The sequence below is a fragment of the Planomicrobium stackebrandtii genome (assembly GCF_030814955.1).
Taxonomy (GTDB): domain Bacteria; phylum Bacillota; class Bacilli; order Bacillales_A; family Planococcaceae; genus Planococcus; species Planococcus stackebrandtii.
This window is the reverse complement of record NZ_JAUSWB010000001.1, coordinates 251,232-266,131: the sequence shown is the minus strand read 5'-3', so window position 1 is coordinate 266,131 and position 14,900 is coordinate 251,232. Positions and strand designations below refer to the sequence as shown.

The 14,900-nt window shown below is 45.4% G+C and carries 16 protein-coding genes and 2 riboswitches; of the genes, 6 read left to right on the top strand and 10 right to left on the bottom strand.

Features of this window, described 5'->3' with window-relative positions; genetic code table 11:
* Positions 1 to 2: 2 nt before the first annotated feature.
* Entirely contained in the window at positions 3 to 1,610 is a 1,608-nt protein-coding gene (locus tag QOZ98_RS01375; protein WP_308785765.1) for an ABC-F family ATP-binding cassette domain-containing protein, read from the bottom strand.
* Positions 1,611 to 1,717: 107 nt separating this feature from the next.
* Entirely contained in the window at positions 1,718 to 1,951 is a 234-nt protein-coding gene (locus QOZ98_RS01370) for a hypothetical protein (protein ID WP_142826319.1), read from the bottom strand.
* A gap of 121 nt (positions 1,952 to 2,072) precedes the next feature.
* On the opposite strand from QOZ98_RS01370, the gene QOZ98_RS01365 reads away from it, so the two are divergent.
* Positions 2,073 to 3,245 carry an MFS transporter gene (locus QOZ98_RS01365; protein ID WP_308785764.1) on the top strand — a complete coding sequence of 391 codons (1,173 nt, stop codon included), beginning with the start codon at positions 2,073 to 2,075 and terminating at the stop codon, positions 3,243 to 3,245.
* Between the two features lie 2 nt (positions 3,246 to 3,247).
* Here QOZ98_RS01365 and QOZ98_RS01360 read toward each other — a convergent pair whose 3' ends face one another.
* Positions 3,248 to 3,559 (bottom strand): hypothetical protein, encoded by a 312-nt coding sequence (locus QOZ98_RS01360; protein ID WP_308785763.1) that lies wholly within the window; start codon positions 3,557 to 3,559, stop codon positions 3,248 to 3,250.
* Positions 3,560 to 3,642: 83 nt separating this feature from the next.
* Positions 3,643 to 4,173: a peptide-methionine (S)-S-oxide reductase MsrA gene (gene msrA / locus QOZ98_RS01355; RefSeq protein ID WP_308785762.1), complete on the bottom strand. Its 531-nt coding sequence runs from the start codon at positions 4,171 to 4,173 to the stop codon at positions 3,643 to 3,645.
* Positions 4,174 to 4,489: 316 nt separating this feature from the next.
* Here msrA and QOZ98_RS01350 point away from each other — a divergent pair, with 316 nt between their 5' ends.
* The 4 genes from QOZ98_RS01350 to QOZ98_RS01335 all read left to right on the top strand — a co-directional run bounded on the left by QOZ98_RS01350 (position 4,490) and on the right by QOZ98_RS01335 (position 8,135).
* Positions 4,490 to 5,437, top strand: coding sequence for an LCP family protein (locus QOZ98_RS01350; RefSeq protein ID WP_308785761.1), 948 nt, complete (start codon positions 4,490 to 4,492; stop codon positions 5,435 to 5,437).
* Between the two features lie 58 nt (positions 5,438 to 5,495).
* The gene (locus QOZ98_RS01345; protein WP_308785760.1) at positions 5,496 to 6,704 is read left to right on the top strand and encodes an AI-2E family transporter; all 1,209 of its coding nucleotides are present in this window, start codon (positions 5,496 to 5,498) and stop codon (positions 6,702 to 6,704) included.
* 64 nt (positions 6,705 to 6,768) lie between these two features.
* Complete coding sequence (locus QOZ98_RS01340) at positions 6,769 to 7,188, top strand: sporulation protein (protein ID WP_308785759.1); 420 nt, start codon at positions 6,769 to 6,771, stop codon at positions 7,186 to 7,188.
* A gap of 590 nt (positions 7,189 to 7,778) precedes the next feature.
* Positions 7,779 to 8,135: a hypothetical protein gene (locus tag QOZ98_RS01335; protein WP_308785758.1), complete on the top strand. Its 357-nt coding sequence runs from the start codon at positions 7,779 to 7,781 to the stop codon at positions 8,133 to 8,135.
* A gap of 134 nt (positions 8,136 to 8,269) precedes the next feature.
* Here QOZ98_RS01335 and QOZ98_RS01330 read toward each other — a convergent pair whose 3' ends face one another.
* From QOZ98_RS01330 to QOZ98_RS01310, 5 genes are all read right to left on the bottom strand, one after another.
* Positions 8,270 to 8,734: a hypothetical protein gene (locus QOZ98_RS01330; RefSeq protein WP_308785757.1), complete on the bottom strand. Its 465-nt coding sequence runs from the start codon at positions 8,732 to 8,734 to the stop codon at positions 8,270 to 8,272.
* A gap of 185 nt (positions 8,735 to 8,919) precedes the next feature.
* On the bottom strand, positions 8,920 to 9,654 hold the full coding sequence (locus QOZ98_RS01325; RefSeq protein WP_308785756.1) for an energy-coupling factor transporter transmembrane component T family protein: 735 nt from the start codon (positions 9,652 to 9,654) through the stop codon (positions 8,920 to 8,922).
* Between the two features lies 1 nt (position 9,655).
* On the bottom strand, positions 9,656 to 11,086 hold the full coding sequence (locus QOZ98_RS01320; protein WP_308785755.1) for an ABC transporter ATP-binding protein: 1,431 nt from the start codon (positions 11,084 to 11,086) through the stop codon (positions 9,656 to 9,658).
* Positions 11,079 to 11,660, bottom strand: coding sequence for an ECF transporter S component (locus tag QOZ98_RS01315; protein WP_308785754.1), 582 nt, complete (start codon positions 11,658 to 11,660; stop codon positions 11,079 to 11,081). The genes QOZ98_RS01320 and QOZ98_RS01315 overlap by 8 nt, the downstream gene beginning before the upstream one ends.
* Position 11,661: 1 nt before the next feature.
* Positions 11,662 to 12,252 (bottom strand): YkoF family thiamine/hydroxymethylpyrimidine-binding protein, encoded by a 591-nt coding sequence (locus tag QOZ98_RS01310; RefSeq protein WP_142826308.1) that lies wholly within the window; start codon positions 12,250 to 12,252, stop codon positions 11,662 to 11,664.
* A gap of 90 nt (positions 12,253 to 12,342) precedes the next feature.
* Positions 12,343 to 12,448, bottom strand: a riboswitch (TPP riboswitch).
* 217 nt (positions 12,449 to 12,665) lie between these two features.
* Here QOZ98_RS01310 and QOZ98_RS01305 point away from each other — a divergent pair.
* Positions 12,666 to 13,376, top strand: coding sequence for a vWA domain-containing protein (locus tag QOZ98_RS01305; RefSeq protein WP_308785753.1), 711 nt, complete (start codon positions 12,666 to 12,668; stop codon positions 13,374 to 13,376).
* 65 nt (positions 13,377 to 13,441) lie between these two features.
* Here QOZ98_RS01305 and QOZ98_RS01300 read toward each other — a convergent pair whose 3' ends face one another.
* On the bottom strand, positions 13,442 to 14,644 hold the full coding sequence (locus QOZ98_RS01300) for an MFS transporter (RefSeq protein WP_308785752.1): 1,203 nt from the start codon (positions 14,642 to 14,644) through the stop codon (positions 13,442 to 13,444).
* Positions 14,645 to 14,733: 89 nt separating this feature from the next.
* A riboswitch (purine riboswitch) is annotated at positions 14,734 to 14,833 on the bottom strand.
* Between the last annotated feature and the right edge of the window lie 67 nt (positions 14,834 to 14,900).

Here is a 14,900-nt window from a genome sequence, read left to right as displayed (position 1 = left end):
ATTTAGTTTGTGATGCCTTGTGTATCTTTCCATTCCAAAAATTCGTCATAGCCTAATTGCTTGTCGAGGATCGAACCGTCTTCACGGATTTCAATCACGCGGTTCGCAACCGTCTGGATAAACTGATGGTCATGGGAAGTGAAGACCATGGCGCCTTTAAATGCGATCATGCCATTGTTCAGAGCCTGGATTGATTCAAGGTCCAAGTGGTTGGTAGGCTCATCCAATAGCAGAACGTTTGCGTGCGACAGCATCATTTTTGATAGCATGCAACGCACTTTTTCGCCACCGGACAGGACAGAAGGTTTCTTTTTCACTTCTTCGCCGGAGAACAGCATTCTGCCGAGGAAGCCGCGAAGGAAAGTTTCGCTTTCGTCTTCTGGTGAGTACTGGCGAAGCCAATCCACCAACGACAACTCGCTGCCTTCGAAGTAAATCGTGTTGTCAATCGGCAAGTAAGCACGTGAAGTGGTAACGCCCCAGCGTACCGAACCGGCAGCCGGTTGATCTTCATCAGCTAAGATGCGGAGAAGCGCCGATTTTGCGAGTGGATCGCCGATCAAAACGATTTTATCGTCTTTGTTCAAGTTAAAGCTGACGTTGTCCAGCAATTGCTTGCCGTCTACTGTTTGGCTTACGTCTTTTACTGTCAATACATCATTGCCGATTTCACGGCCGATGGTAAAGTTGACAAACGGATATTTACGCGAAGAAGGGCGGATATCGTCCAGCTCAATTTTATCAAGCATTTTCTTCCGTGATGTGGCTTGCTTCGATTTCGAAGCATTGGCGGAGAAGCGGGCGATAAAGGCTTGCAGTTCTTTGATCTTTTCTTCTTTTTTCGAGTTCTGGTCAGAGGCCAAACGGGTTGCCAATTGGCTTGATTCGTACCAGAAGTCGTAGTTCCCAACATAAAGCTGAATTTTACCGAAGTCAAGGTCAGCGATATGCGTACATACTTTGTTCAGAAAGTGGCGGTCATGCGATACGACAATGACGGTGTTGTCAAAGTTGATCAGGAATTCTTCAAGCCATTGGATGGCTTTCAAGTCCAAGTGGTTAGTAGGCTCATCCAGCAACAGAACATCAGGTTTGCCGAACAAAGCTTGTGCCAAAAGCACTTTCACTTTGTCAGAACCGGAAAGTTCAGCCATTTTCTTATCATGAAGTTCTTCAGAAATGCCAAGGCCCTGGAGCAAAATTGCGGCTTCGGACTCGGCTTCCCAACCGTTCAGTTCTGCGAACTCGCCTTCAAGCTCAGCAGCGCGCATGCCGTCTTCATCTGAAAAGTCTTCTTTCATGTAGATCGCATTTTTCTCAGACATGACTTCATAAAGCTTTTTATGGCCCATAATAACAGTTTCAAGAACGGGATGCTCTTCGTATTCAAAATGGTTTTGCTTTAATACAGCAAGGCGTTCGCCTGATCCCATATAGACATTTCCAGATTGTGCATCGAGATCACCAGAAAGAATTTTGATAAACGTCGATTTGCCGGCACCATTGGCACCAATCAATCCGTAGCAATTGCCCGGGTTGAATTGAATATTTACATCTTCGAATAGTTTGCGGTCGCCAAAGCGAAGACTTACATCATTTACAGCTATCATTTATACGTACCTCCTAAATTTCACAATAAGAAGAGTATACCACGAAATCCACGGAAATCGATAGCAATCGCCCGTGGTCTCGGATAAACTAAAATTATATTGTTGATTTATCTTGTTTTGCGCTTTACGTATGCATCCAGCATGCCGAGTTCCTTGTTCAGCAAATACTCCATCTGTACATAATCGCGCCGGCCAGGGATATGTTCCGGTGTCAGGCCTTTCATCGAATAGATAAAGTAATAACTGCCGATTTGGCGAAACAGCACGACGACATGCGGGAATTCGTCAAAAATTGCTTTTATATTATAGCGTTTTGCGTAACTCCAATTTACGAGTTTCATCGGTTACCCGCCTTTCACACCTTTATTTTAAATGATGGCGGTGTGAGAACACAAGTTTGTACCTTATGTTCGGCTGAAAAGCTGATTAATTTATTAGAGTTGATGGACAGGAGGAAAAAACGTGGCTGAAAAGCAAAGAAATGCAGCGATGGGCGGTATGGTTTTGGCGATTCTTTTTGTGGCTTTGAATTTGCGCCCAGCGATTTCGTCAATCGGCCCGATGCTTGAACCCATTCGCGCCGACTTAAATCTGAGCAATAGTGAAGTGAGCCTGCTGACGGCGGTTCCTGTATTTTGCATGGGGCTTTTTGCACCGCTTGCTGTTTTGTTCGGCCGGAAATTCGGCTTAAAGCGGTCGATTGCGGTATTGCTGTTGGCAATAGGGGTGTTTACGTTGGTCAGAGGCTTTATGCCGACGTATCCTGTCCTGCTTGCCAGTGCCTTTTTCATCGGTTTGTCGATTGCCATCATCAGCCCATTGCTGTCGGCCATGATCAAGCGGGATTTTCCAATGCGGACCGCGGCGCTGATCGGCGTCTTTTCGTTTGGTATGGGATTAGGGGCAACCTTGTCGGCAGGATTGACAGGGGTCTTTTACAGCGTCGCAGATTGGCCGCTGGCGATTGCCAGCTGGAGTTTGCTGTCTATTGCCGCAGTGGTTATCTGGCTGCGGGTGGAGCAGCCGGCTGAGGAGAAGTCGGAGAGATCCGGACTTGAAGAGATTGCCAGGATATCGCCTTGGAAGAATAAGCGGGCTTGGTATATGCTATTGTTTTTCGGCTGCCAATCGGCCTTATTCTTTTCGATGCTCACATGGCTTGCGCCGATTGCAATTGAAAAAGGCATGTCCGTTTTAGCGGCAGGAGGGGTACTGACTTTGATGTCGGCAGTACAGATTGCAGGGAACATCAGTATTCCGCTGTTTTTCAATAAATTTCCAAACCGCTTAGGCTGGATATTAGCGGTATTGTCTTTTGGAACCGTCGGAATTCTGCTGTTGATGTTTGGCAGTGTTACGGCTGTTTGGGCTGCTGCTGCGTTTATTGGCGTAGCCTTGGGTGGATTGTTCCCGATTGCCTTGCTGATGCCGCTTGATGAAACAGCTTCTGCAGATGAAGCCAATAGCTGGACGGCAATGACGCAATCAGGCGGCTACATCATTTCGGCATTTATGCCGTTAACGATTGGAATTCTCTATGATCAGACAGGCAATCACAGTGTCACGTTGACAATGCTTTTAATCTTTATCTTATTGATGGTCATTTTCGCGGTATTGCTCAATAGAAAGGATTAACTTCATTTTTTTGGCTCCGGCAAAAAATACTCTTTAATGGCATGTGGCTGCAGGACAAAAATCCAGGAAAGATAAAGGGAAATCAACGGAAAAATAATGCACCAGGACGACACCATAGTAAAAGAAAGCTCTGAATTAGGAAAAAATGAAGTGAAATACCAATAGTTATAGCTCAAAGTTAATAGCATTGTTGTGATCGGGCCAACATAGACTTTTTTTGTAAACAAAGCGAGCATAATGCCAATTCCAATAACGATTGTTGGCACTATCACCAATTGCATCACGATAGGATCTATAGCCTCAATAAGCTTCAATCGATTTCCTCCCTAAATCTGATATGAGTGGGATAATTGACAGAATAGTTCCTTAATAATAAAAGGTAAAAAAAATCGACGCTTTAAGCATCAACTTTTTCCCATGCTTCAGAAAGAAACTTATCTCGCCCAGATTCTGCACGGTCTTTTTGATAATGTTCCGCATTTTTTCTATAAAAATCCTGATGGTAATCTTCTGCTGCGTAAAACGGAGCTGCATCCCGGATTTCAGTGACGACAGGTTTGTTGAAACGTCCGCTGTTATCAAGTTCCTGCTTTGACTTTTCTGCCATAACACGCTGTCTGTCGTTGTGGACAAATATAGCAGCCCGGTAAGATGGGCCGCGGTCCTGGAACTGTCCATCGTTGTCGGTCGGATCGATTTGCTGCCAAAAAATGTCCAACAACTGTTCGTACGGAAAAACATCGGGCTGGAACGTAATCTCTACGACTTCCAAATGGCCCGTTGTCCCGGATTTTACTTGTTCGTATGTAGGGTTTTCTACATGTCCGCCGCTGTAGCCTGAAACGACCTGCTCAATGCCGTCAAACTGATCGAACGGTTTGACCATGCACCAAAAGCAGCCGCCTGCAAATGTCGCTTTTTCCGTCATAGTAATGTCTCCTTTCGGGTAAGGCAGTATATTGGATTATTTGTTTCAGTGAATAGGTTATCGAACCCATAAAAGAATTTTTGCTTTTAAAGTTCCTCTAACTGGATAAGAAAAATCTTACCACTCCAGCCCAATGTAGACAATTAAAATGTTTCAAAAAGGCAGAGTGATCGGCCCTAAGTATAGAAACCTCATCATTACCAGGATAAAAAGCCTATTTCTATGAACAAACGCAACTAATTAAGGGGATTTCCGAAACTTAATGCATAGAAGAGCGTCTTATTGACGTAAAAGTTTAGAAAGGAGTGCATATATAATGGAAGAAGAACTACAACCCATCAAAAGAAAAAGACGCAGAAAAAGAAGATTTCGGCTGCGCGGCATCGTCTTCCTGCTTCTGGTCGCCCTAATCGCTATTGGCGCTTATGCATTCATACAATTTAAAAGTGGTGTCAGTTTGGCTGACAACTCTGAACAGGAACCCGTGACATTTAATGGAGATGCAGCAAACGGCGATTATGAAAATATTTTAGTGCTTGGTGTTGACTCGCGTGGAGAAGAGCAGTCCCGCACAGATACGATGATGCTTGCTACCCATGACAAAGTGAATGGGGAAATTAAACTGACTTCCTTTATGCGTGACATTTATGCCGATATTCCCGGCTATCAATCCTATAAATTAAACACAGCTTATTATTTAGGCGGAGTGGACCTGCTTGCAGAAACTTTAAGAGGCATGTTCGGCGTGGAAATCCATCATTATGCACTGATCGACTTTGCTAGCTTTGAAAGTCTGGTCGATGTAGCAGCACCAAATGGCGTGGAAATCGATGTTGAAAAGGCGATGTCCGAACTAATCGGTGTATCGCTGACGCCTGGCGTACAGAATTTGAACGGCAAGGAACTCTTAGGCTACGCCCGTTTCCGAGCTGACAGCGAAGGCGATTTTGGACGCGTCCGCCGTCAGCAGCAAGTTATTGCAGCCATGAAAGACGAATTGGTCAGCGTAACGGCAATTCCCAAATACCCGAAATTGGCAGGTGCCTTGCAGGGCTATGTCCAAACCGACATGCCATTGACTGACCAAGTGAAACTAGCTACACAATTGGCGACCGGCGGGGGCGGGGAAGTGCAACGGCTGACTTTGCCTGTAGAAAACAGTTATAGCTATGGCAATTATTCTCATGCCGGTTCAGTTCTCGATATAAATTTAGAACTGAACAGACAAGCCTTAAGTGAATATTTGTCACAACCCTTAGACTAAATCATCAGAAATTATGATAATATGAAGGTATAAAGTCTATTCAGAAAAGGGGAAGTGTATGCAGCCAGAGGACAAGCTTATTCAGCCTGAGGATAAGCCATCATTTTTTGCTACCAGTTATATCCGCTTTTTAGGCGGAAGAAACACATTGTTCACACTGATCTCTATGTTGTTGCTTGGACTGGTAGTTTATATTTTCAGGGAAGTTTCATTTATCTTCCACCCGGTCAGTGTTTTTATGAAGACCGTTGTTTTGCCGATTGTTCTGGCATTGATTCTCTTTTACCTGCTTCGGCCGGTATTGCGCATGCTGGAGAATTTCAAAATTCCGCGCATTTGGGGAATCATCATCATCTTCCTCGGTGTTGTCGGGCTGATCACGTTGCTGATCGTATTGGTATTTCCTTTTTTGCGGTCTCAATTTCAAACGTTGATTGAAGAGTTTCCGGAGTATTTTATGCAATTGCTGACAGATGTGGATGCTTTTTTGAGAACTTCATTTATTGGTGATTATTACAGCGAATCCAATTTCACGGTAGACACGTTGCTGGCTACTTTGCCTGGAGATATTGCGAATACGCTGCAAAACACAGTAACCAGCATCATTACAGGGGTCACCGGGTTAATCTCAACCATTACCGGCGTTATTTTGTCGGTAGTTATTGTACCTTTCATTCTCTTTTACTTGTTAAAAGACGGCGATAAGCTGCCGGAGTATTTCCTCAAGCTATTGCCGCCGAGATTCCGTGACGATACTCGTGAAGTGTTCACTGAAGCGGACAGGCAATTGGGTGCTTACATTCAAGGCCAGTTGATTGTTGCCTTTTGCATTGGGGTTATGGTTTATATCGGATTTCTCATTATCGGTATGGATTACGCGTTATTGCTGGGAGTTCTGGCGATGGTCACGAGTGTGGTGCCTTATATCGGCCCCGCAATTGCAATAGCCCCGGCTGCCATCATTGCACTGGTGACCTCTCCATTTATGCTCGTAAAGCTGGCAATTGTCTGGACAGTCGTGCAATTGGTGGAAGGCAACTTGATCTCTCCACAAGTTATGGGGAAAACATTGTTTATCCACCCTGTGACAATCATCTTTGTCCTTTTGACGGCAGGATCATTGTTCGGCATTGTTGGAGTTATACTGGGTATACCAATGTATGCCCTGCTGCGTGTATTGGTCTCGCATTTTTATAAGCTCTTTAAACGCCGGTACAACAAACATGAGATCAATTTAGAGAACCAGTACGATTATACGGAACTTTAGGATTGTTTTAAAAAAGCATTATTGTGGTACATAAGGATTAACAAAAGTTGGGGGTTTCTACGTTATGAAGTTCAAGGATTTTTTATCATCTATCGGCATTGGGTCATTAGAAGTGAACACAGTCGTTGAGAGGCCGCACTTGGAAGAAGGCGAAACTTTGAACGGCACCATTTATCTTGATGGAGGAGATGGGGAACAAACCATTGATTTTATCGAATTGAATGTCGTGAAGCTTGTCGAGGATACGCGAGATGACAGCGATTTTGATTTTTACGAAACGGTTGTCGCGAAACAATCGATGGAGTTTGCTGGATCAGTCAAATCTAAGGATACGGTCATGCAGCAGTTTGAAATTGTTCCAGACGAACGTTGGATACTGGAAAATCCGAACGCTAAATTGATTTTGCGGACAATTGTCCATGTGAAAAATGGCGTCAATGCAAGAGATGAAGATGATATCACATACGGAACATTGGAGAGCTGAGTTTTCAGCTCTTTTTTTTTTGACCGAAAATCGAATAGGTTATTGGAAGGAGATTATTTGTCAGACGTGTTCAGCAAACACAGCAGTTACGCAAAAATATGGGTAGTGAAATATAAGGGCTGCAGGTTATAGAGTAATAATTAATTCGATTTTATTTGTTGATATTGATAATCATTCTCACTTATGGTAAGGTGTATGAGAACAGAAGCGATCGAACTGTGATCGTAAAGTTTGTGCTTGGTTGCTGGATTATGAATGCTCAGCCGGTGCATCTCCAAAACAGGCCGTGACCCTGTGGTGGAGGAATGCCAGGTTCGTATGTTAACAAAGGGAGCGCTGACATCATTTTTGATCTATGTGTCTAGAACGAATGATAGTCAATCCATTACGTTCTAACATGTCTGTTGGCACAACTCCAAAAGGGAATGGGTGTACTGGCTGTTCAACGATGCTCTGCTCAGCATATGCGGAACAGCCAATGCCTCCAAAGACCCTCTTTTTATTTGTCCAGTTTGCTGCTAAAGAGATTATATGCAGCACTATTTTTAAAGCACTGCATCACTCGACACCAACCATAGGAGCGGAGGCAGATGAAGATAAGGATGCTGTTGCTGAGCCTGTTTGTATCCATTCAAGTTCAGGCGCATGCACCGTATGAACAGCTGGAGCATATCGATAGTAGAGCCAGCAGAGCGGAAAGCGAGATTCTGTCCGTCTCAGCATTGTCTGATTTTTACCCGAAAGAATCCCATTTTTCGCCCCTGCAATATAAGGCGTTTGAAACTAGTTTGGCCGGAGTGTCGGCACCTGAAAAGCAGCGTGGTGTGGCAAAAGCAGATTTGGACGAAAAAGCAGGACGGGTAGATTGGACAACGGCAATTATCGTTGTATGCGTCGCTTTTTTTGTATATTTGATCAACAAGAGCAAGAAGCTGGATATTGACTAGCCGCAAATAACACAAAATAAAAGAGATTTTTTGATATGCATATTCTTTAAAACGTGCGTACATAAAAAACCATTGCCCAGGCGAATCTCCAATAGGAGGGCTGAGGCAATGGTTTTTGTGTTAAAAAAAGAGAGTCACTTTAAGGGAATGTTGTAAATCATTTTAGCGCCGAGTGCTTTTATTTCGATATGGGGGGAAGCGGTTTTTAGGCGACTTATTTTATCGAGTGCTGATTTTTGTGCATCTTCAAAGTTTTGATGGCTTTCGACTGCCTTGAATGGTTGAATTTCAAAAGGAGCGGAAGGAGATTTTTTTATAAATAATAGTATTATGTAATCCATTTGTATTGCGGTATTCATAAATACATCCGGTTCAATCAATAATTCATTGTCCGGGAAGTAACTGATTTTATCTTCACAGATTATAGCGATTCTTTTCAGAATCCATAAATAGGGTTCTTCAGAGGGAACTTTCGTTTCAACACTGTCCAATACTGTCTCCAGATGCTGTTCAAACAGCCGAAAAGAGTGCGGGTGATTGGGGGTGAAAACAAAGTATATCCGGTTGTCTTGTTCATCGAGCAGCTGAAGTCCATTCACAGCTATCCCTCCCAGATCGATCAAATCATGTAACTGCTTTCATTATAATCGATTGAAAGCCTGTGAACAAATGATGTATAAAGCTTTACATGTAGAATACTACATAAGGTATTATAAATAAGTCAAAAGAAGCAACAAGAAAGAGAGAACCCTTAAAATAAAAATCCTCTCTCTTGCCATTATTATCAGCCTAGCCAACTGCCGCCAATACAGCTGGTGAGAAGGAGGATAAGGAAAATGCCGGACATGAGCCAATCTGTGCGATCGATCTGAATCGGATGATAAAAAGCACTTCTCGGTTCACCTGTAAAGCCGCGTGCTTCCATCGCAAATGCCGATCGTTCTGCTTTTCGTACAGCGCCTGCAAGCATTGGAATCAGGATTCGGCGCATGGATAACAGCTGTTGCCAACTGTATTTCTTTGTTTCTGCACCGCGCAGCCTTTGAGCCTGCTGAATTTGAGTAAATTCATCCTTCATGACCGGCAGGAACTGATAGCCGACCATGACGCCGTATGCCAATTTTGGTGGAAGCTTCAACTGCTGCATGAGACTCATAATAAATCTTACGGGATCAGTGGTGAAAGCAAACAACAACGACAGAGTGGAAAATGCCATAACACGAAAGGCTAAGGACAAGGCGCGTGCCCATTGTTCCTCAGTAACATCGATTCCCGCAAAAGACCAGATGATCGCTCCGCCAGTTTCCGCACCAAAGACGATTGTTGTCCATAAATAGCCGAATGCGCCAATCGAAAACGGCAGCATGAACAGCAGCCACAATTTCCATTTTGTGCGGCTCATGGTCAACTGCAGCAGAATGATGCCCAACCAGAAAATAAGCGGCGTCCACGGATTGAAGAAAAACGCAATAACCAGCATTGACGCAGTGATGACGATAAACTTGACGGATGGATTCATGTCATGCAAAAGATTCCGCAGGACGTGCCACTCCTTTCGGTGCCAGCAAATGATGCATAGCCAACAGCTCTTCGTTGCACCAAACTTCATATGCCTGAAACTTGCCGGTCATCTTTCCATCTTTGATCAGCAGCAGCGAGTCGGCTACCCCTGCTGCAAATTCCATGTCATGGGTAACGATCAGAAAACTCGCACCTTCTTTGGAACGCTGGTCGATCAAGTCGAAAAGCTCCAGCAGCGCTGCCGCATCCTGACCGGACGTCGGTTCATCCATCAACAAGACAGGGCGTTTATCAGCGAGCATGGCCGCAATCGCCACGCGTCGTTTTTGGCCGTGGCTGACGGCAAAAGGATGCGCTTCTCGGATTTCTTCCAGGCGGAGACTGGCCATCAATCCATCCAGTTCAGTCTGGGTGGAGGCTCCTGAAAATGCCACTTCTTGTTGTACGCTTTGCGTCAAAAAAAGGTATTCAGGAGACTGGGGAACATAGCCAATTCGGTCTGATTCGACTGTTCCGGTTGTTTTTTCAAAGATGCCGCATAATGACTTGATAAGGGTCGATTTGCCGCTGCCGTTCGGACCGGCGATAATGACCACTTCGCCTCGGCGGACAGAAAACGCCAGAGGGGCGAGCAGTGGTTTGTCTTTTATGGTGACTGAAAGCTCTTTGGCACACAAAGCAGTCGCCGGTTGAGCGGCAGACGGCCGTTTCAGAAATGTAAATGGATGCCTCGGTGTGAAATTTTGATCGGCCGTGATTCGGCCATCGCATCCCAATTGAATTTCACGTCCGAAAAATGAACCCCAGATGTCGAGACGGTGTTCAACCGCAACGATGGTCAGATTGGATGCTTGCTGCAGCTCCTCTAACCAGTGGACAAACTGCTTTGCCGTAAAGGGATCCAGGTGCGATAAAGGCTCATCAAGCAATAAGACCTCCGGATCCATGATCAGTGCACATGCAGTTGCGACGCGCTGTTTAGTTCCTCCGGACAAGGATTGAATGATCGTGTTCCGCAGCTGTGCAAGACCCGTCCTTTCCAAAACTGCCGTGATGCGCGGCTCCATTTGTGCAAACGGCGTCTGCAGATTTTCCAGTGTAAATGCCAGCTCTTCTTCAACGGTAGGCATACAAAACTGCGAATCGGGATCCTGAAAGACCGTGGCGATGCGGTGATTGATTTCACCGGGAACGTAATCATTAGCCGGCTTTCCAAACAACTCCATCTCACCATCCACCAAGCCATCGCAATTATCGGGATACAAACGATTGAGCAAATACAATAGCGTGCTTTTGCCGCAGCCGCTTGGCCCGGTTAGAACCAGCCGTTCACCGCGAAGAACTGAAAAAGAAAGATCGGTTAACGTTTTTTCTTCCTCTTCGGGAAAGCGGAAGGACAAACCGGTTAGAGAGAAAACCTTTTCAGGCATTTACATCACCTTTTTTCGCGCGTGCAATGGCATAGCCGCGAAGCGAACCGGTCGCAAGCAATGCGTCCCCAATATACTTGCCGCCGATGCCAGCGATAATTGCCCCGCTAAGGACCCGGATGGTGAACATCAATGCGACAAATGACGGGTCGAGTGCTGCGTATCCCGAAACGAAATAACCATAAACAAAGCTGAAAACGGCCGAACCAATGCCGGCTAGCATTAACACGAGTATGTTGAAATGCTGGTAGCGGGTCAAGGCGAATACTGCTTCTGCACCAAGCCCTTGAATGACGCCAGACAAGATCAGGCGGGGACCGACAGCATTGCCGATCAGCACTTCGATTGTTGCCGCCATCGTTTCGGACAAGAAGGCGGCACCAGGCTTGCGGATGATGTACATGCAGATGATTGACACAATGAACCAGATGCCGAACATCCATTCATAGGCGAGTGGTCCGATAACCGCTGCCCAAATATTCGAGACGTGGACAAACAGCAAATAGACGATGCCAAATACAACCGCAAACAGGGACATCAAGACCGCTTCTTTTAACTTCCACGATTTCAGCACGTTAGGCACCTCCATGGGACGGGCTGTTAATGCTCATCGATACGGTCATCACCAAATGGCGGTGTTCATCGGAACGTGCATGGGTAAACGCTTCTTCGTAAAAGTTGAAAACTTCGTGAATGTCGCCGTGGATGCCGCTGGCGTAATGCATCGAGTCGTTGAAAACGCCTCTTTGTTTGGCACGTTCCACTTCCCGGTAAATGACTGCCATGTAATCCGGATTGTTCATCGGGTAGAGGGCAAACTGGGAAGAAACGTATTGCTTGGTGCTATCGGTGTTCAACAGCACATCGTCTTTTTCCAGGTAGACGTCACCTGATGAATCGCCGGGGCAGCCGATTGAAAAGGTGCCAGACAGCGCTACATGCTCTCCGGTCTTTGCAGCATGCAAAGCCAGTGCCTTTGCGACGTTAAAGACGTGATTCTGTTTGCCGCGTATCACGGTTGAGACATCATCGGTATGCATCCAGACGTTCGATGTGTCTGTTTCTTTCAGTGCTCCTTTTATTACTTTAATAAAGTCTTTGGTCATCGGATGGAGCGAAAATCGAAATCCGACGATTGGGCTTGTTCCACAGTGCAATGGTTCCATAACTACATTCCTCCTAAAAATTTGCACAAAAAAGACCGCATCCGCGAAGATGCAGCCATAATCTACAAATAATCATAAAAGGAATTATTTCAGAAATGCGCCGCACTTCCTCACGCAGGTATTATCCTGATCGAGTTATGAGGGATCGAAGCTTGCGCTTGCATCTCAGCCATAATGGGCACCCCTAGTGCAGAAAACGGTATGCGGTTTTTGTGTTCGGGTTATTCCCGATGGGTTTAGTGTAGAGGAAGAGGTGGGGGATGTAAAGGTTGAGTTTGAAAAGAGGTGTGGTTGGCAGTTAAGGTAGCGTTCTGAAATCGCTCTGTTCACATATTAAATATTTCCAATATTTCCTTTTTAAGTTTACGAATATTCGCTATACTTAAAGCACCATGATAAGAGGAGGCAATTTGATGAGCACCATTTCCCTTAAGAAAAAAACGGCTAGTATCGTTTTAGAGAAAAAGAAATTAACAGGTGTCGTAGCAAAGGTCGGCATTGTGCTGGATATTTCAGGATCGATGCGAAAACTTTATCGCGAAGGCGTGGTGCAGGAAGTTGTAGAACGGGTTTTGGCCGTGGCCAGCCAGTTTGACGATGACGGCGCACTAGATGTATGGGTGTATGACAATGAATTTTCCCGTTTGCCGGCAGCTACGGAAGCAACGTTTATGGGGTATGTGGAAAAGAACATTTTGGCCAATGACAGCATCCACAAGTTTGGCCGCAACGATGAACCAAAAGTGATGGAAGACGTCATCAAAAAATACACGAAAGAAGAACCGAGTGATGATCCGGTCTTCTTGGTTTTCATCAATGACGGCGGCTGCAAGTCCGGCATCAAGAAGTTCATTGTGGAATCTTCTGATAAGCCGATTTTTTGGCAATTTATCGGCATCGGCGACTCGAACTTTGATGTGCTGAAAAAACTGGATACCATGGAAGGCCGTCTCGTGGATAACGCGAATTTTTTCCATGTTCCAGATATCGATCAAGTGACGGATGAAGAGCTGTACAATCAAATGCTGGATGAATTTCCGATGTGGCTGGAAGAAGCAAAAGAAAAAGGGATTTTTCGCAAAAAACGCAAATCACCTTTGGATTTTATTTTTGGGAACAGGTAACAGCAGTAGCAGAAGGATAAAAACAAAGCCCCGATGGATTCCATCGGGGTTTTGAGGCAACTGGATTAATTTGGTTCGTAACCGTTTTTGAATTTCTGGCTGCCCATCTGTTCTGCTTTTTGCTCTTGTACCGGGCGCATAATGGAAAATACCGCACAGCCAAGAGCAACCAATACGATACCAGCACCTACCCATGCTGTGCTTGAGACCGAACCGGTTTGCGTCAAAGTGACGCCGCCGATTGCAGAACCAAGTGCGATCCCAATCTGCAGGGCGGAGTTATTAAAGCTTTGCTGGATGTCAGATGTTGCAGGATCGGTTTCAATCAGGTAGCTTTGCTGAGGGGGAGCCAGGCTCCAGCTAAGTGCTGCCCAGATGACCATTACGGGCAGGAAAACAAAGAGTGAAAATGTCGTGAGCGGAAGCAAGAACAAGACAATTGCAAATGCAGAAATGACAATGATGATGCTTTTTTTCGAGCCAATCGAATCGGACATGGTGCCGCCAATTGCACCTCCGCTGACTGCCGCAATCCCGAACAGCAAGTAGCAGACACTGACCCAGAACGAGCTCAGCTGCAGGTTGGTTTCCAAGAACGGTGTGAAATATGCGTAGACCGTATAATGGCCGGCAAGCATGAACATCGTCGCGAGATGGGCTGTTCCGATTTTGGCACTCGCCACCGCTTTCAGCTGCTGCTTAAGCGGAACTGCTGTGCCTCCAGGAATCGGCTGGATGTAAAGGGCAATAAGTGCCATTGAACCGATGGACAACGCTGCGATGCCAAGAAAAATCACGCGCCACCCGAATGCATCCGAAATGAGGATGCCAAGCGGAACGCCGAGGACGAGCGATGAACTGATTCCCATAAAGATAAGGCCGATCGCTTTCGCGCGGTATGGTGGTTCGACAATTTTGGCAGCAATCGTCAAAGACAAAACCACGATGAGCGCAGTGCTGGCTGCCGTAATGACACGGGCAACCATCATCCATGTAAAGTCAGGGCTGAAGAAAGTCATAATGTTTCCAATGAAGAAGATGGCCAGGGAAATCAAATATACTTTCTTCCGTTCAAATCTGCTGGTTGCCACCAGCAGCACAGGTCCTGCAATGGCATAAATTAACGCAAATAAAGTAATCAGCTGTCCAGCTGAACTTAGCGAGACGCCAAATTCCTCTGCGATTGTCGGCAGGATGCCGCCGACGATGAGTTCCACGAGTCCGACTGCGACTGTGGACAAGGCAAGAATGTAAACTTTCAAATTCATGGGTTCGTTCACTCTCTTTCAAAATAGGGTAATAAAAAAATGGCCAAAAGATCTCCGTCAGAAAACACAAAAAAATCCTGATTACAAAAAACGAACGGATCGTTTTCTGTAATCAGGATTTTGCGGTTCCTGGTAGAGACCCTTAAGCCATATTCTTAAGGTTATACAGACACTTATAAGTAGCTATTTACTTTAAGAATCTTACAATAAATAATATGTTTCTGCAAGTCCTATTGCCGACCGGTGCAAATTTCTT